Annotated in this window: 12 protein-coding genes; 7 read left to right on the top strand and 5 right to left on the bottom strand. The window is 67.2% G+C overall.

Annotated elements, in window-relative coordinates; genetic code table 11:
- Nucleotides 1-20: 20 nt before the first annotated feature.
- Together JOF48_RS18560 and JOF48_RS18555 are read right to left on the bottom strand one after the other, a co-directional pair.
- Complete coding sequence (locus tag JOF48_RS18560) at nucleotides 21-680, bottom strand: potassium channel family protein (protein WP_209683475.1); 660 nt, start codon at nucleotides 678-680, stop codon at nucleotides 21-23.
- A 1-nt stretch (nucleotide 681) separates the two neighbouring features.
- Entirely contained in the window at nucleotides 682-1,353 is a 672-nt protein-coding gene (locus JOF48_RS18555; protein WP_209683472.1) for a potassium channel family protein, read from the bottom strand.
- 329 nt (nucleotides 1,354-1,682) lie between these two features.
- On the opposite strand from JOF48_RS18555, the gene JOF48_RS18550 reads away from it, so the two are divergent.
- The 7 genes from JOF48_RS18550 to JOF48_RS18520 all read left to right on the top strand — a co-directional run bounded on the left by JOF48_RS18550 (nucleotide 1,683) and on the right by JOF48_RS18520 (nucleotide 12,745).
- Nucleotides 1,683-3,653 carry an APC family permease gene (locus JOF48_RS18550; protein ID WP_209683469.1) on the top strand — a complete coding sequence of 657 codons (1,971 nt, stop codon included), beginning with the start codon at nucleotides 1,683-1,685 and terminating at the stop codon, nucleotides 3,651-3,653.
- A 6-nt stretch (nucleotides 3,654-3,659) separates the two neighbouring features.
- Nucleotides 3,660-5,090 carry a class I SAM-dependent RNA methyltransferase gene (locus JOF48_RS18545; RefSeq protein WP_209683466.1) on the top strand — a complete coding sequence of 477 codons (1,431 nt, stop codon included), beginning with the start codon at nucleotides 3,660-3,662 and terminating at the stop codon, nucleotides 5,088-5,090.
- Nucleotides 5,091-5,186: 96 nt separating this feature from the next.
- On the top strand, nucleotides 5,187-8,015 hold the full coding sequence (gene acnA / locus JOF48_RS18540) for an aconitate hydratase AcnA (protein ID WP_209683463.1): 2,829 nt from the start codon (nucleotides 5,187-5,189) through the stop codon (nucleotides 8,013-8,015).
- Between the two features lie 270 nt (nucleotides 8,016-8,285).
- Nucleotides 8,286-10,283: a 1-deoxy-D-xylulose-5-phosphate synthase gene (gene dxs / locus JOF48_RS18535; protein WP_209683460.1), complete on the top strand. Its 1,998-nt coding sequence runs from the start codon at nucleotides 8,286-8,288 to the stop codon at nucleotides 10,281-10,283.
- Complete coding sequence (locus tag JOF48_RS18530; RefSeq protein ID WP_342591304.1) at nucleotides 10,280-10,855, top strand: DUF402 domain-containing protein; 576 nt, start codon at nucleotides 10,280-10,282, stop codon at nucleotides 10,853-10,855. Before dxs ends, JOF48_RS18530 begins: the two co-directional genes overlap by 4 nt.
- On the top strand, nucleotides 10,852-11,502 hold the full coding sequence (locus JOF48_RS18525; protein ID WP_209683457.1) for a hypothetical protein: 651 nt from the start codon (nucleotides 10,852-10,854) through the stop codon (nucleotides 11,500-11,502). Before JOF48_RS18530 ends, JOF48_RS18525 begins: the two co-directional genes overlap by 4 nt.
- 253 nt (nucleotides 11,503-11,755) lie before the next feature.
- Nucleotides 11,756-12,745: an aldo/keto reductase gene (locus JOF48_RS18520; RefSeq protein ID WP_209683454.1), complete on the top strand. Its 990-nt coding sequence runs from the start codon at nucleotides 11,756-11,758 to the stop codon at nucleotides 12,743-12,745.
- A 57-nt stretch (nucleotides 12,746-12,802) separates the two neighbouring features.
- Here the strand turns inward: JOF48_RS18520 and JOF48_RS18515 are convergent, their stop codons facing one another.
- The 3 genes from JOF48_RS18515 to JOF48_RS18505 form a co-directional block, all read right to left on the bottom strand.
- Nucleotides 12,803-13,255, bottom strand: a complete 453-nt coding sequence (locus JOF48_RS18515; RefSeq protein ID WP_209683451.1) for a Rieske (2Fe-2S) protein — start codon at nucleotides 13,253-13,255, stop codon at nucleotides 12,803-12,805.
- Between the two features lie 182 nt (nucleotides 13,256-13,437).
- Nucleotides 13,438-15,582, bottom strand: a complete 2,145-nt coding sequence (locus JOF48_RS18510; RefSeq protein WP_209683448.1) for a 3-hydroxyacyl-CoA dehydrogenase NAD-binding domain-containing protein — start codon at nucleotides 15,580-15,582, stop codon at nucleotides 13,438-13,440.
- Nucleotides 15,579-16,811 (bottom strand): thiolase family protein, encoded by a 1,233-nt coding sequence (locus JOF48_RS18505; protein WP_342591303.1) that lies wholly within the window; start codon nucleotides 16,809-16,811, stop codon nucleotides 15,579-15,581. The genes JOF48_RS18510 and JOF48_RS18505 overlap by 4 nt, the downstream gene beginning before the upstream one ends.
- Nucleotides 16,812-16,849: the final 38 nt, after the last annotated feature.

Genomic DNA, 16,849 nt, shown 5'->3' with positions numbered 1-16,849 from the left:
CGGGACCCAGTGGCGCTGCATCAGTGGGTGGAGAGCAGTGCGCGGAGCTCGTTCTCGGCTGCAATGGTGGTGATGAAGAACAGTTCGTCACCGTTTTCCAGAACGTCGTCGGCGCTGGGCGTGATGGGAGCCTCATCGCGCAGGATGGCCACGAGCGTTGAGTCCTGCGGCCACTCGATGTCGCCCACGGTGGATCCGATCACGTGCGAGTCGCCCGGGACCGTGAACTCCACGAGGGAGGCCACCCCTGTCTGCAGCGTGAGCAGCCGCACGAGGTCGCCGATCTCCACGGCCTCCTCCACCAGCGCCGTCATGAGGCGCGGGGTGTTCACGGCAACGTCCACGCCCCAGGAATCGTCAAACATCCAGTCATTCTTCGGGTTGTTCACCCGCCCCACGGTGCGGCCGACGCCAAATTCGGACTTGGCCAGCAGGGAGACTACGAGGTTGACCTTGTCGTCGCCGGTGGCAGAAACCACCACGTCGGCCTCCTCCAGCTTGGCCTCGCGCAGCGTGCTGATCTCGCAGGCGTCGCCCACGAGCCATCGTGCGCCGCGCAGCCCGCTCTTGCCGATGACCTCCGGCTTGGGGTCGATCAGCAGCACCTCGTGGCTGTTGGAGAGCAGTTCCTTGGCGATGGAGCAGCCCACGCTGCCGGCACCGACTATGACAACCAGCATGCTAAATCTCCTTCGATGGCGGGCTGGCAAGGATGTGGCCGATCTCGGCCGCCTGGGCACCGACCACCATGGCGTGCACGGTGTCGCCCTGCTGGTAGCTGGTGTCGGGACCGGGCAGCATGCCCTCGCCAAAACGTGTCAGGTAGGCCACGCGCACCCGCGCCGCGGCCTCAATGTCCAGAATGTGCCGGCCTATCCAGTCAGGGTGCAGCGACAGTTCGGTCAGGAACAGCCGCCCCGACGGCTCCCGGAAGTCGCCCTTGATGGCGGTCTCCGGCAGGATGCGCCGCAGCACCTGGTCGGCGCTCCAGCGCACAGCCGCGACTGTGGGGATGCCGAGGCGCTGGTAGATTTCTGCGCGCCCGGGGTCGTAGATCCGGGCCACCACGTGCTCCACGTGGAAGGTCTCGCGGGCCACCCGGGTGGCCAGGATGTTCGAGTTGTCGCCGCTGGAAACCGCCGCAAAGGCGTAGGCGTTCTCAATGTCGGCCTGCTTCAGGGTGTCCTGGTCAAAGCCCACGCCGGTGATCTTGCGCCCGCCAAAACCGGTCCGCAGCCGCCGGAATGCACGCTCGTCCTGGTCGATGATGGCAACCGAGTGCCCGGAATCCTCCAGCGTGTGCGCCAGGGTCGCGCCCACGCGGCCGCAGCCCATGATGACGAAGTGCGCCACTGTTGCTCCATTCTCCTGCGGGACTTGCGGCGCCTGCCGCAAGTTCCGCTGTTGGGCCCGCCTGCGTCTGGCATGCGGTGCGGCTACAATTTCACGCCGCCGGCAGGGTTCCGGTCAAGTCGCCCCGCGCGGGGTGCCTGCGCCGGGCGCTGCGGGCCGGCAGAGCTGCCAGCCTGAGGTACAGTCTGCCACGGCGGCAGCCCGCACCCGTGGTGCCGCCCCGCCAGGGGCCCGGCCAGCCCGGCGCATGCGTCGCTACCTTGCCGCAGGCTCGCCGGAGCGGGTGACACACGGGGCCCGCGCGCCCGCGGGGTGCTAGCGTTACCCGCGTGCTGAATTTCTTCAACGCGTTCAAGCGAACCCTTGTGGGTCGGCCGTTCCGCAACGACCGGCTTGCCCACACGCTGCTGCCCAAGCGCATCGCGCTTCCGGTGTTCGCTTCCGACGCGCTCTCATCCGTGGCATACGCGCCGGATGAAATCCTGCTGACGCTGGCCCTCGCCGGCGTGGCCGCCGTGTCGCTCTCTCCCTGGGTGGGCCTGGCGGTCATGGTGGTGCTGCTGACCGTGGTGGCCTCCTACCGGCAGAACGTCCACGCCTACCCGTCAGGCGGCGGCGACTACGAAATTGCCACGGTGAACCTCGGCAAGGGGGCCGGGCTCACCGTGGCCTCGGCGCTCATGGTGGACTACGTGCTCACCGTGGCGGTGTCCATGTCCTCGGCAGCCAATTACCTTGCCACCGCGATACCCGGCTGGCACGGCACCCAGGCCGTGATCGCCGTCGTCGGTGTCATCATCCTGGCGCTGGTCAACCTGCGCGGCATCAAGGAGGCCGGCACAGTCTTTGCCGTGCCGACCTACATCTTCATGTTCTGCATCTTCGCCATGACCGCGGCCGGGCTGTTCCAGGCGGCCAGGGGCACACTGGGCCGGGCGCCGTCGGCCGACTTTGAGATTGTTCCGGAAGCCGCCTTCAACCAGGGCCTGGTGGGGCTGGCCGGCGCGTTCCTGCTGCTGCGGGCGTTCTCCTCGGGTGCCGCCGCCCTGACAGGCGTTGAGGCGATCAGCAACGGCGTGCCGAACTTCCGCAAGCCCAAGAGCAAAAACGCCGCGAGCACGCTGCTCATGCTTGGTGTCATCGCCGCGGGCATGATGGCCAGCATCCTGTTCCTGGCCAACGCCACGGGTGTGCACATCGTGGCCGACCCGCACACCGAATTCCTGGTGAACGGCGTCGCCCCGCCGGTTGACTACGTGCAGAACCCGTCGATCAGCCAGATCGCCGCCACCATCTTCGGTGCCGGCTCATTCCCGTTCTTCCTTATCGTGGCCGCCACCGGCACCATCCTGGTGTTCGCCTCCAACACCGCCTTCAACGGATTCCCCGTGCTGGCTTCCATCCTGGCGCAGGACGGCTACCTGCCGCGCCAGCTGCGCACCCGCGGGGACCGCCTCGCGTTCAGCAACGGCGTGCTGCTGCTGGCCGCCGGCGCGCTGGTGCTCATCATCGCCTTCAACGCTGACGTCACAAGGCTCATCCAGCTCTACATCGTGGGCGTGTTCATCTCCTTCACCGCCAGCCAGCTGGGCATGATCCGGCACTGGACGCGGGAGCTGCTGAAGGTCAAGGACCGGCACGTGCGATTCCGCATGAAGCGCTCCCGGATCATCAACACGGTCGGCTTCAGCATGACCCTGACCGTTCTGGTCATCGTGCTTGTCACCAAGTTCGAGCAGGGCGCCTGGATCGCGCTGCTGGCCATGGCGGTGCTGTTCGTGATCATGTGGAGCATCCGTGCCCACTACGACAACGTGGCCAGGGAACTGGCTGTGGACACGGACTCGGCCGTCAAGGCCCTGCCCGCCCGCATCCACGCGGTGATCTTGGTCTCACATGTCCGCAAGCCGGTCATGCGCGCCATCGCCTTCGCCCGCGCATCCCGGCCCTCCACGCTCGAAGCCGTCACGGTTGACGTGGACGCCGCCGAGACCGAGGCCACCATCGCGGATTGGGAGCGGCTGTCCATCCCGGTACCGTTGACAGTGTTGGCGAGCCCGTACCGGGAAACGCTGACGCCGCTGATCAACCACATCAAGGCCATGCGCCAAGACGCGCCCCGCGACTTGATTGTGGTGTACATCCCCGAATACGTGGTGGGCAAATGGTGGGAGCAGCTGGTGCACAACCAGACTGCCCTGCGCATCAAGACGCGGCTGCACTTTGAACCAGGGGTGGTGGTTGCCAGCGTGCCATGGCAGCTGAAATCCTCCACCGACGCGAAGAAATACCAGGAATAGAGCATCATGAGCCAGCCCAGCAGCACCCGTCCCGCCGATTCGCCGCGCCTTGAAGTGACTGTGGGCCCCGTGGCCCACGGCGGCCATTGCGTGGCCCGGCATGAGGGCCGCGTCATCTTTGTCCGCCACGCCATCCCCGGCGAGACGGTGGAGATTGCCCTGACCGAGAACGACGCCGATGCCAAGTTTTGGCGTGCAGACGTCACCAAGGTGTTGGTCGCCTCGCCCGAACGCGTGCCCCACTTTTGGCCTGAGGCCGACGCCCTGCGCGCCGCTGCACGCAACGCCGCCCCCGTGGGCGGGGCCGAATTCGGCCACGTCTCACGCAAGGGCCAGCTGGAGCTGAAGACCGCGGTGGTCCGGGAACAGCTGGAGCGCCTGGGCGGGCTGGCCGCGGACCGCATTGATGCGCTGTTTGCCGCAGGGGTCGAGGACGTGGACACCGCAGGCACGCCAGAGCAGCTGGCCGGGCTCGGCTGGCGCACCCGCGTGGGCTTCGCCGTGACCCCGTCGGGGAAGCTGGGCATGCACGCCCACCGTTCGCACGACGTGCACCCCATCAGGGAGATGCCGCTGGCCCTGCCTGCCATCAACGACCTGGGCTTGTGGGAGCTGGACTTTACCGGCATTGAGCGCGTTGAGGTTGCCGCCCCCGCCAACGGCTCCGGCGTGCTGGTGCTGCTGGCACCCGACGCACAGCTGAGCGAAAAGGCCGCCGGTGCCGCCGTCAAGCGCGTGGCCCGGGCCCTTGCCGCCCTGGAAACCCCGCCGTCCGTGGCCCGCTGGAACCCGGAGAACGGCGCCGTCGAGGTGGCCAGCGGGCGCGGCTGGGTGCGCGAAACCACCGAGGACCACGAATTCCGGGTCACCGGCGACGGCTTCTGGCAGATCCACCGCCGCGCCCCCAAGGTCCTCACGGATGCCGCACTCGGCGCCCTGCTGCAGGGCGGCTACCTGGACGACGGCGCCCAGGTGGCGGACCTGTATGCGGGGGCCGGGCTGTTCACCGCCCCGCTGGCCGACGCCGTGGGTCCGGACGGGCACGTGCTGTCCGTGGAAGGCTCGCCCGGCACCAGCCGCGACGCCCGCAAGAACCTGCACGCCTCCGCACAGGTGGAAATCGTGCAGGGGCGGGTGGAAAAGGTCCTCGGCACGGCCTCACGCGCCTCCCAAACCGCAGCCGGACAGCGTCACAGTTTTGACGCCGTCGTGCTGGATCCGCCCAGGGCGGGTGCAGGGAAGGCAGTGGTGCGCGCCCTGGCCGCCACATCGCCGTCGGCCATTGCCTATGTCTCCTGCGACCCGGCAGCCTTCGCACGCGACGTGAAGTACTTTGCCAACGCGGGCTGGGCGCTGGAATCACTGCGCGCCTTCGATCTGTACCCGCACACCCACCACGTGGAAACCGTGGCGCTGCTGGTGCCCGCCAAGGGCTAGGATTGAAGTAAGTGTGCCGCAGGGTTAGGGGTGCCTAACTGGCATCCCGCCGCCTGCGTGGCCAAGATAAAAGTAGTGGCGAGAGGAGTCCATTCGATGACCAATGTGGACAGTTTCGGTTCCAAGGGCGTACTTAATGTAGGCGGAACCGATTATGAGATTTTCCGACTGAACTCGGTTGAAGGCGCAAAGGCCCTTCCGTTCAGCCTCAAGGTATTGCTGGAGAACCTGCTCCGCACCGAAGATGGTGCAAACATTACGGCCGACCACGTGCGTGCGTTGGCCGGTTGGGACCCGAGCGCGGAGCCCAACACCGAAATCCAGTTCACCCCGGCCCGCGTCATCATGCAGGACTTCACAGGAGTTCCCTGCATCGTTGACCTGGCCACCATGCGCGAGGCCGTCAAGGACCTCGGCGGCGACCCCAGCCGAGTGAACCCGCTGGCACCTGCCGAGATGGTCATCGACCACTCCGTGCAGATCGACGTGTTCGGCAACTCCGGCGCCGTTGAGCGCAACATGGAGATTGAGTACCAGCGCAACGGTGAGCGCTACCAGTTCCTGCGCTGGGGCCAGACCGCCTTTGAAGACTTCAAGGTCGTCCCCCCGGGCATGGGCATTGTCCACCAGGTGAACATCGAGTACCTGGCCCGCACCGTCATGACCCGCGAGGTCGACGGCGTGCTGCGCGCCTACCCGGACACCCTGGTCGGCACCGACTCGCACACCACCATGGTCAACGGCCTGGGCGTGCTGGGCTGGGGTGTTGGCGGCATCGAGGCCGAGGCGGCCATGCTGGGCCAGCCCGTCTCCATGCTGATCCCGCGCGTTGTGGGCTTCAAGCTGACCGGGTCCATCCCGGCCGGTGCCACCGCAACCGACGTTGTGCTGACCATCACCGAGCAGCTGCGCAAGCACGGCGTTGTGGGCAAGTTCGTTGAGTTCTACGGCGAAGGCGTTGCAGCCGTGCCGCTGGCGAACCGCGCCACGATCGGCAACATGAGCCCGGAGTTCGGCTCCACGGCCGCCATGTTCCCGATCGACTCCGTTACGATCGACTACCTGCGCCTGACCGGCCGCTCCGAGGAGCAGCTGGCACTGGTTGAGGCCTACGCCAAGGAACAGGGCCTCTGGCACGATCCTTCGGTGGAAATCAAGTTCTCCGAGTACCTCGAGCTGGACCTGTCCACGGTGGTTCCCTCCATCTCAGGACCGAAGCGCCCGCAGGACCGCATCGAACTGACCAACGCCAAGGGCCAGTTCCGCTCCGACCTGAACAACTACGTTGCCGCGGATGCAAACGCCGAGGGCAACACGGTGGACGAGTCCCTGGAAGAGTCCTTCCCGGCCTCCGACGCCCCGTCGTTCACGCATGCGGACAACCACGCCCACGACACCGAGCGCGCAGTGGTTTCCGCCGCAGCCGGTGCCAACGGCCGCCAGTCCAACCCGATCCACGTCAAGAACGAATCGGGCGTCGACTTCGAACTCGACCACGGCGCGGTCTCGATCGCCTCGATCACCTCCTGCACCAACACCTCCAACCCCTCCGTGATGCTCGCTGCGGCCGTCCTGGCCCGCAACGCCGTCAACAAGGGCCTGGTGTCCAAGCCGTGGGTCAAGACCTCGGTCGCCCCCGGCTCCAAGGTAGTCACCGACTACTACGAGAAGTCCGGCCTGGTGCCCTACCTGGAGAAGCTCGGCTTCTACACCGTGGGCTACGGCTGCGCCACCTGCATTGGCAACTCCGGCCCGCTGGACACCGAGGTTTCGGCAGCCATTGCCGAAAACGACCTCTCCGTGACCGCCGTGCTCTCCGGAAACCGCAACTTCGAAGGCCGCATCAACCCGGACGTCAAGATGAACTACTTGGCCTCACCGCCGCTGGTCATCGCCTACGCCCTGGCCGGCACCATGGACTTCGACTTTGACGCCGACGCCCTGGGCCAGGATGCCGACGGCAACGAAATCTTCCTGAAGGACATCTGGCCCAACCCGGTCGAGGTCCAGGAAGTCATGGACGCCTCGATCGACCGCGAGATGTTCACCAGCTCCTACGCCACCATCTTCGATGGTGACGACCGCTGGAAGGCACTGGAAACTCCCGAGGGCAACACCTTCGAGTGGGATCCCAAGTCCACCTACGTCCGCAAGCCCCCGTACTTCGAGGGCATGAAGGCCGAAGCCGATCCCGTCACCGACATCGCCGGTGCACGCGTTCTGCTGAAGCTGGGCGATTCGGTCACCACCGACCACATCAGCCCCGCAGGTTCCTTCAAGTCCGAGACCCCGGCCGGCCAGTACCTGCTGGCCAACGGTGTGGAGCGCAAGGACTTCAACTCCTACGGTTCACGCCGTGGAAACCACGAGGTCATGATTCGCGGCACCTTCGCGAACATCCGCATCCGCAACCAGATCCTGGACAACGTGGAAGGCGGCTTCACCCGCGACTTCACCCAGGAAGGCGGCCCGCAGGCCTACGTCTACGACGCCTCCGTCAACTACCAGGCCGCCGGCACCCCGCTGGTCGTCCTGGCAGGCAAGGAGTACGGCTCCGGCTCGTCCCGTGACTGGGCAGCCAAGGGCACTGCACTGCTGGGCGTCAAGGCCGTCATCGCCGAGAGCTACGAGCGCATCCACCGCTCCAACCTCATCGGCATGGGCGTCCTCCCGCTGCAGTACCCGGCCGGCCAGAACGCCGAGTCGCTGGGCCTGACCGGCACCGAAACCTTCTCCGTGGAAGGCGTGACCGAACTCAACAACGGCACCACGCCCAGCACGCTGAAGGTCACCGCTGTTGCTGAAGACGGCACCACCGTGAGCTTCGATGCCGCACTGCGCATCGACACCCCCGGTGAAGCCGACTACTACCGCAACGGCGGCATCCTGCAGTACGTGCTGCGCCAGATCTCGGCAGCCAGCTAGCAGTTCGCTTCGGGTGGGCGCCTGGGTAACCAGGCGCCCACCCTCGACATTTAAATCCCCGGAGACAGGCCTGCCGGTTCCGCCGGCGGCCCCATCGGGCCCGGTTTTCCGCACCCAAGGCACGACGGCGGGACCCGGCGCGCGCTGTTTGGTGCGCAGCGCCGTCGTGCATTCCACCATCCATAAATCCCGCACCGGCGGTTCCCGGCACGCACCGGACGTCCGGGCGCGATATTGTTAGACGTTGACTGTGCACCCGGGAGGTTACCAATGGGACTGTTAGAAACCATCACGCATCCGCGTGACCTGAGCAAACTCAGCGACGGACAAATGGAGCTTCTGGCCCAGGAAATCCGGGATTTCCTGATCGCGAACGTGTCCCAGACGGGCGGGCACCTTGGCCCCAACCTGGGGGTCGTGGAGCTGACCCTGGCCATCCACCGCGTGTTCGACTCGCCCCGGGACAGCGTGGTCTTTGACACCGGGCACCAGTCGTATGTGCACAAGCTGGTCACCGGCCGCCAGAACTTCGACACGCTGCGCCAGCAGGGCGGGCTCTCCGGCTACCCGGACCGGGCCGAATCCGAACACGACATTGTGGAGAGCTCCCATGCCTCCTCCTCGCTGTCCTGGGCTGACGGCATTGCCCGCGCCCACCAGCTCAAGGGTGAAAGCGACCGCTACGTGGTGGCCGTCATTGGCGACGGCGCCCTGACCGGCGGCATGACGTGGGAGGCGATCAACAACATCGCCGCCGACAAGGACCGCAAGGTGGTCATTGTGGTCAACGACAACGGCCGCTCCTACGCGCCGACGGTTGGCGGTGTTGCCGACTACCTGGCGTCCCTGCGCCCCACCATCGACCAGGTCCGCACCCACCGCAAGTACGAGGCCTCCATGGACTGGGGCAAGCAGCGCCTGCAGGACGGCAACGCCGCCGCCCGATTCATCTACAAGAGCCTGCACGCCGCAAAGAAGGGCGTTAAGGACTGGTGGGCGCCCCAAGGCCTGTTTGACGACCTCGGCATGAAGTACATCGGGCCTGTTGACGGCCATGACGAGCAGGCCATGGAGGCCGCACTCACCACGGCACGCAACTTCGCCGGCCCCGTGATCGTCCATGCCTACACCGAGAAGGGCCGCGGATACGCACCCGCCCGCGCCGACGTCGACGACCAGTTCCACGCCGTCGGCGTGATCGACCCCGTCACCGGCGCCTCGGTGGAAGGCCCCAGCGGCGCTTCCTGGACGGGCGTCTTTGGGGATGAAATCACCAAGATCGCCGAGGAACGCAGCGACATCGTCGCCATCACGGGCGCCATGCTCATCCCGGTGGGGCTGGCCAAGTTCGCCGGGAAGTTCCCGGACCGCGTCATCGACGTCGGCATTGCCGAACAGCACGCCGTCACAATGGCGGCCGGGCTGGCCTTTGGTGGATTGCACCCTGTTGTGGCGATTTACGCGACCTTCCTCAACCGCGCCTTCGACCAGCTCCTCATGGACGTTGCCCTGCACAAGGCCGGCGTCACGATCGTCCTGGACCGTGCCGGCGTGACCGGGCCGGACGGTCCCAGCCACCACGGCATGTGGGACCTGTCCATGCTGCAGATCGTACCGGGCCTCCACCTGGCGGCCCCGCGCGACGCCGAGAGGCTCCGGGAGGAACTGCGCGAGGCCGTGGCCATCAAGGACGCCCCCAGCGTGGTCCGCTACTCCAAGGGCAAGGTCGGCCCGGAAGTGAAGGCCCTCGAACGCCTGCACGACGGCGTTGACGTCCTGGCCCGCTCACTGCACGAGACGCCGGGAGCCGAAGACGGCAAGCTGCCTGAAATTGACGTCTTGATCGTCAGCGTCGGGGCCATGAGCGAACTGGCCCTGGATGTGGCGCAGCGGATCGGACACCAGGGCATCAGCTCCACCGTGGTGGACCCGCGCTGGGTCATGCCGGTGCCGCGCTCCATCGTCCAGCTCGCCTCGCAGCACCGCATCGTGATCGTGATCGAGGATGGCGTCCGCGTGGGCGGCGTGGGCTCGCGCATCCGCCAGGAACTGCGCGCCGCCGGCATCGACACGGCCCTGAACGAGGTTGGCCTGCCCGTGGAATTCCTCGTGCACGGCAGCCGCGGCGAGGTCCTGGAACGCATTGGCCTGACCTCACAGCGGGTGGCGCAGGACGTCGTCGAACAGGTCCTGGGCACCAAGGTGCCCTTCGCCCGCCCGCTCCCGGGCCAGCCCGCGCCGCGCACCGGACAGATGCCGATCCTGTGACGGAAACCGCGCTGAATGCAGCCACGGACCGGCCGCGGCCCGGCGACCTCGTGGTGGCCCGCAACCGCAAGTACGACGGCGGCGCTCACTGGGTTGTGCCGGGCCGCCACCTCGGTTCCGATGAATACGGGGACTGGGTCTTCCAGGGCACCGGCGAGTTCATCTCACGCCCCGGCGCCGCGCTCTACACCGAATCCGACGCGATCCTGCTCATCCCGCACACGGGCGACTGGGTGGCCACGTTCTATGACGACTCCCACCCCCACGGCGTGGAGCTGTACATCGACCTGGCCATCGAGCTGGAATGGCGCCGCATCCGACCGGCCGTCATCGAGTTCCACATGGTCGACATGGACCTGGACGTCATCCGCACCAAGTCCCAGGGCCTCTTCGTCGACGACGAGGACGAATTTGCCGAACACAGCGTGAAGTACTCCTATCCGGAGGAGCTCCGCACCCGCATGCTGGCCGCCTGCGCCTCCCTGGTGGAGGCCGTGGCCGCCGGCAGCGCACCATTCGACGGTCGCGAGGCGGCCTGGTTCACCCAAGGAAGGATGCTGCAACCAGCATGAGCGAGCTGATCAACGAGACCATTTTGGCGGGCCTGGACCCCAACATTGTGCGCATGTTCAAGAAGGACGACGACGGGGCCCTGGTTTTCAGGGAGGCGTGGGTTGACGCCGGGGGAGCCGGGGAGCCGGATGAGCCCGGTGGTGATACGGAGGTCTACTTCGTGGTCAACCACGGCACCGTGGGGCACATCAGCACGTCCAAGGACGCGCCCGTGGACACCGTCGAGGAGGCCGAGGCCATGCTGGCCGCGTTCGCGCAGCAGTGCGCCGAGGACGGCTTCGCGCCGCTGGCCCGCGAGGAGCAGTCCCTTGTCGTGGCCCAGTTTGCGCTCAAGAGCGACCGCGTCACGGACCGCGACAAGCACCTGGCCAACCGCGTCAAGGACGTGCTGACCGCGCACCTGGCCTGGCGCGGCAGCGGCGTGCTGGAGAAAATTGAATTCAAGTCGGCCGGCCGCGGCCTGGGCAAGCTGAACGTGCACATCATCGCCCCCGACGCCGCCCGCGCCGTGTCCAACATCAAGGTCTGCATCCGCGAGGAGAAGCTGGACTTCACCAAGCTGACCGTCGCAGCGGGCACCGTGGACCAGCCGGACACGCTGCGCGCCAAGCACAGCGCCACCGGCGGGACGGCCTTCACCCTGTAGCCACCGGCAGCCCCCCACAGCCTGCCCCGCCTCCGGACGCCCTCGCAGCATGGGTCGGTTCTTTCACGACGCTGTCGCAGCAATGGTCGGTTTTTCCAGGACGCCATCGCGGCAACGGCCATGTCGGCATTCTTGGCAACGCCATCGCACCTGCTTGCTGCGATGGCGTTGCCGTTTTAACGGCCATTGCTGCGACGGGGTCATGAAGGGGCCGGGGCGGCTCACCCCGCAGCGTGTTCGATACAGTGGAAGCATGACGCAGAATGAAATTGAATACCGCCAGGTGGGCCGCTCCGGACTGACAGTTTCCACCGTGGGGCTCGGGTGCAACAACTTGGGCCGCACGGGAACCGTCACCGAGACGCAGGAGGGATCCGACGCCGTTGTCCATGCCGCGTTGGATGCCGGAATCACCCTCTTTGACGTGGCCGACAATTATGGCAAGACGCCCGGGCTCAGTGAGAGCATCCTGGGCAGGGCGCTCGGCGCGCACCGTGCCGATGTCGTCGTGGCAACAAAGTTTGGCATGGACGTGGACGGGGCCAACGGGGTGGACTGGGGGCGGCGCGGTTCGCGCAAGTACATCATCCAGTCGGTTGAGGCGTCGCTGCGCCGCCTGGGGACCGACTACATCGACCTCTACCAGTTCCACACGCCCGACCCGCACACCCCGATTGCCGAAACCATCAGCGCCCTGGACGACCTCATCCGCGCCGGCAAGGTGCGCTACATCGGCCACTCGAACCGGGCCGGCTGGCAAGTGGCCGAGGCTGAGTTCGTGGCCCGCGAGCTGGGAGCGAACCGGTTCATTTCCAGCCAGAGCCACTACAACCTGCTGGACCGCCGTGCCGAACTGGAAATCACCCCGGCAGCGGAGGCCTTCGGACTGGGCGTCCTGCCATACTTCCCCCTGGCCAACGGCCTGTTGACCGGCAAGTACAGCTCGGGTAAGGCGCCCGCGGGCAGCAGGCTCTCCCACACGCGCCAGCACATGGTCTCGGATGCGGACTATGGCCAGTTGCAGGCGTACGGCGAGTTTGCGGCCGCGCGGGGCCTGACCGAGCTAGAGGTCGCATTCAGCTGGCTCGCGGCGCAGCCCTCCGTGGCCAGCGTGATCGCCGGTGCCACCAAGCCGGAACAGGTCCGACAAAACGCGGTGGCCGCCTCCTGGAAGCCCACGGCGGAGGACTTGGCGCAGCTGGATGAAATCTTCCCCCGGACTCCCAAGGTCGCACTCTTCTAGGAGGGCCGTCGGGGGCAGGCCCGCCTGCCGCCGTCGCTGCCAATCGGGCCGGGCCGGCTACACGGAAACGGTGATCCATTCGCCGTCGATCGCGGCGGCGTAGCGCGGCAGCGCCTCCTTGGCCGGGCCGGAGACCACGGTGCCGTCGCTGCCCTTGAAGACGCTGCTGTGGCACGGGCACTTGAAGTCGGCGCCATCCGGGGCCACCTTGCAGCCGGCGTGCGTGCAGATGTCGGTGTAGGCCAGCACGGTGGTCTCGTCGGGGCGGAAAAGCATGACCTCCACGTCCCCGGCCGTCGCAGCCGCAGTGCCGCCCACGGGAAGCTCCGACACCTTCCCCACCTGGACGGGCGTGCCGCCGGTGGGGATTTCGGCGGGCGTCCTGCCCTTCTTCTTGATGTCGGAGGCGGAAGGCGCGCAGCCCGCCAGTGCCAGGGCGCAGGCGGCGCCGGTGGCTGCCGTGGTGGCTCGCAGGGTGGAACGGCGTGAAACGGAAGGCTCAACAGTCATGCCCCCATTCTTTCAGGCAGCCCCGCGGGAAAGCGAAACGGGCGCCAGTGCCCCGCAGTGAGACCTGACACCACGGGACTGGCGGGCACAGGGCACATAAGCCGGACGACGCCGGAGGCGCACCTTGGCAGCCAAGGTGCGCCTCCGGCGTCGTGCTGGACAGGCGGAAAGATCCGCGGCGGCTAGGCGGCCGGGTGGAACAGCTTCCCGTTGATTCGCTGGGAAGCGCCGACCCGGTCCAGGTACGGGGTGATGCCGCCCAGGTGCATGGGCCAGCCGGCACCCAGTATCATGCACAGGTCGATGTCCTCCGGGCCGGCCACCACGCCCTCCTCCAGCATGAGCCCGATCTCCTCGGCAAGGGCGTCCTGCGTGCGCAGCAGCAGCTCCTCACCGGTGGACGGCGTGTCGCCGAAGGTCAGCAGGGCCAGTGTGTCGGCGGGGATCTCCTGGGTGCCGTCAGCAGCCGTCTCCCACAGCCCCTTCTTGCCGGCGTCGATGAGCGCCTGCTGGTTGGCGGAGACGTGGAAGCGGTCGCCGAACGCCGCATGCAGCGACTCCGTCACGTGCTGCGCCACAGGGATGCCCACCATCGCAAGCAGGTTGAACGGGGTCATGGGCAGGCCCATGGGGCGCAGCGCGGTGTCGGCCGTGTGGGCGTCGGTGCCCTCGTCGAAGGCCGCCGACACCTCGGCCATGAGGCGCAGCAGCACGCGGTTGACCACGAACGCTGCCGCGTCCTTGACCAGCACCGCCGTCTTGCGCAGCGCCTTGGCCGTGGCGAACGCGGTGGCGAGGGCGGCGTCGTCGGTCCTGGGTGCGCGCACAATCTCCAGCAGCGGCATGACGGCAACGGGGTTGAAGAAGTGGAAGCCCACCAGCCGCTCGGGGTGCTTGAGGTCCTCGGCCATGGCGGTCACGGAGAGGGAGGAGGTATTCGTGGCGAGGATGCACTCGGGTGAGACGATGGCCTCCACCTCTGCAAACACCCGCTTCTTGACGGCGAGTTCCTCAAACACGGCCTCGATCACAAAGTCGGCGTCCGCGAACACGTCCTTCGTGGCCGATCCGGTGACCAGTGCCTTGGTGCGGTTGGCGCCGTCCTGGCTGATCCGGCCCTTGGCGAGGAGCTTGTCCACCTCGCCGTGCACGTAGGCCACGCCCTTGTCCACGCGCTCCTGGCTGATGTCCGTCATGACCACCGGGACCTTGAGCTGGCGGGCAAACAGCAGCGCAAACTGCCCTGCCATGAGCCCGGCACCCACCACGCCCACCTTCGTCACGGGGCGCGCCAGCTTCGGATCCGGCGCGCCGGCCGGCTTCTTGGCGCGCTTCTGCACCAGGTCCAGGAACGCGTAGACGGTGTCCTTGAACTGCGGCGTGGCCATGAGTTCCGCAAGGGCGTCGTCCTCCGCGGCGAACGACTCCGCCTTCGTCCAATTCTTGCCCTTCTCCAGCAGCTCGATCACCTTCGCCGGGGCGGGGGCTGCGTTGGAGGTCTTGGCCTCCACGAACTTCCTAGCACGCACGACGGCGGCATCCCAGGCTGCGCTGTTGTCCTCGCTCAGGGGGTCGGCCACCGCGTTGGGGCGGCTTGGTGTTTCGGCGCCTGCGAGGACGCGGGCCGCCCAGTTCAGCGACTGCTCGATGAAGTCGGCAGGCTCAAACATGGCGTCGGCAATGCCGAGCTTGCAGGCTGCCGGGCCGCTGAGGGTGCGGTTGTTGGACAGGGAGTTCTCGATCATGACCTGCACGGCGTTGTCGGGGCCGATCAACCGGGGGAGAAGGTACACGCCGCCCCAGCCGGGGACCAGGCCCAGGAACGCCTCGGGCAGTGCAAGGGCGCCGGCACCGGTGGAGACGGTGCGGTAGTTGGCATTCAGCGCGATTTCGAGCCCGCCGCCCAGTGCCACGCCGTTGATGAAGACAAAGCTGGGCACGCCCATCTCGTTCAGGGTGGAATAGACGTCGTGGCCCAGCTGGGCCATCCACAGGGCAGCCTCGGGATCCTTCAGGCTCTTGACGGCGGACAGGTCCGCGCCGGCGGCCAGGAAGAAGGGCTTGCCGGTGACGCCCACGCCCTGGATTTCGCCGCGGGCCGCGCGTTCACGCTGGGTCTCGAGCACGGTGCCGAATTCCACGAGTGTGTTGGGTCCCAGCGTGCTGGGGCGGCGGTGGTCCAGGCCGTTGTCCAGGGTTATGAGGGCGAAGGTGCCGGCGCTGGGGGCCCCGTCGACGCCGGGCAGTGTGATGTCCTGGACGTAGGAGTGCGTCACTACCTCGTCGGGGAACAAAACGGCGAGCTTGCTAAAGTCCTGGGCGCTCATGCTGCGCTCCCTTCGGGGGTGGTGGCGGCGGGAGAAAAATGCGGGTTTTCCCAGATGACGGTGGCGCCCATGCCCAGGCCGATGCACATGGTGGTGATGCCGTACTGCACGGTGTGGTCTTCTTCGAATTGGCGGGCCAGCTGGTTCATGAGACGCACCCCGGAGGAAGCGAGGGGGTGGCCCACGGCGATGGCGCCGCCGTAGCGGTTGACGCGGGGGTCGTCGTCGGCAATGCCAAAGTGGTCCAGGAAGCTGAGCACCTGGACGGCGAAGGCTTCGTTGATCTCAAACAGGCCGATGTCCTCGATGGTGAGCCCGGCCAGGCGCAGCGCCTTCTCGGTGGCGGGGACGGGGCCGATGCCCATGACCTCCGGGGCGACGCCGGCGAACGCGTAATTGACCAGGCGCATCTTGACGGGCAGGCCCAGCTCTTCGGCGGCGTCGGCCGAGGCCAAAAGTGCCGCCGTCGCGCCGTCGTTCAGTCCGGCGGCGTTGCCGGCGGTGACGCGGCCGTGGGCGCGGAACGGGGTGCGCAGCGCGGCCAGGTCCTCGAGGGTGGTGCCGGGACGCGGCGGCTCATCCACGGTGTTGACGGTCCAGCCGGCGGAGGGCTTCATGGTGGCGACGGGGACGAGGTCCGGCTGGATCTTATCCGCTACGTAGGCGGCTGCAAGCTTGTCCTGGCTCGCGACGGCGTACGCGTCGGTGCGTTCCTTCGTGATGGCCGGGAAGCGGTCGTGCAGGTTCTCGGCCGTGTTGCCCATGTTCAGCGCGGCCGGGTCAACGATGCGCTCGGACATGAAGCGTGGGTTCGGATCCGCACCGGCGCCCATGGGGTGGTGGCCCATGTGCTCCACTCCACCGGCAATGACGACGTCGTAGGCGCCGAAACCAATGCCCGACGCCGTCGTCGTCACGGCCGTCATGGCACCCGCGCACATGCGGTCAATGGCAAAGCCGGGGACGGACTGCGGCAGCCCGGCCAGCAGGGCGGCTGTTCGGCCGATGGTCAGACCCTGGTCGCCGGTCTGGGTGGTCGCGGCGATGGCGACGTCGTCAATGCGCTCGGCGGGCAGCGACGGGTTGCGGCGCATCAATTCGCGGATGCACTTGACCACCAGGTCGTCGGCGCGGGTGTTGGCGTAGATGCCTTTCTCTCCCGCCCGGCCAAAGGGTGTGCGGACGCCGTCAACAAAGACCACGTCCCTGATCTGCCGATTTTGGCTCACGTCTATCTCCTCGATTGCGTTCAACGGATACCGCCAGC

Origin of the sequence: Arthrobacter stackebrandtii (assembly GCF_017876675.1) — a bacterium.
Classification (GTDB): domain Bacteria; phylum Actinomycetota; class Actinomycetes; order Actinomycetales; family Micrococcaceae; genus Specibacter; species Specibacter stackebrandtii.
This window is presented reverse-complemented; position numbering and strand designations above follow the sequence as displayed.

What these genes read in the sequence shown, in the direction of transcription:
- JOF48_RS18510 (WP_209683448.1), bottom strand. Translation starts at nt 15,582, where the DNA reads ATGAGCGCCCAGGACTTTAGCAAGCTCGCCGTTTTGTTCCCCGACGAG.
- JOF48_RS18560 (WP_209683475.1), bottom strand. Translation starts at nt 680, where the DNA reads ATGCTGGTTGTCATAGTCGGTGCCGGCAGCGTGGGCTGCTCCATCGCC.
- JOF48_RS18545 (WP_209683466.1), top strand. Translation starts at nt 3,660, where the DNA reads ATGAGCCAGCCCAGCAGCACCCGTCCCGCCGATTCGCCGCGCCTTGAA.
- dxs (WP_209683460.1), top strand. Translation starts at nt 8,286, where the DNA reads ATGGGACTGTTAGAAACCATCACGCATCCGCGTGACCTGAGCAAACTC.
- JOF48_RS18525 (WP_209683457.1), top strand. Translation starts at nt 10,852, where the DNA reads ATGAGCGAGCTGATCAACGAGACCATTTTGGCGGGCCTGGACCCCAAC.
- JOF48_RS18515 (WP_209683451.1), bottom strand. Translation starts at nt 13,255, where the DNA reads ATGACTGTTGAGCCTTCCGTTTCACGCCGTTCCACCCTGCGAGCCACC.
- JOF48_RS18520 (WP_209683454.1), top strand. Translation starts at nt 11,756, where the DNA reads ATGACGCAGAATGAAATTGAATACCGCCAGGTGGGCCGCTCCGGACTG.
- acnA (WP_209683463.1), top strand. Translation starts at nt 5,187, where the DNA reads ATGACCAATGTGGACAGTTTCGGTTCCAAGGGCGTACTTAATGTAGGC.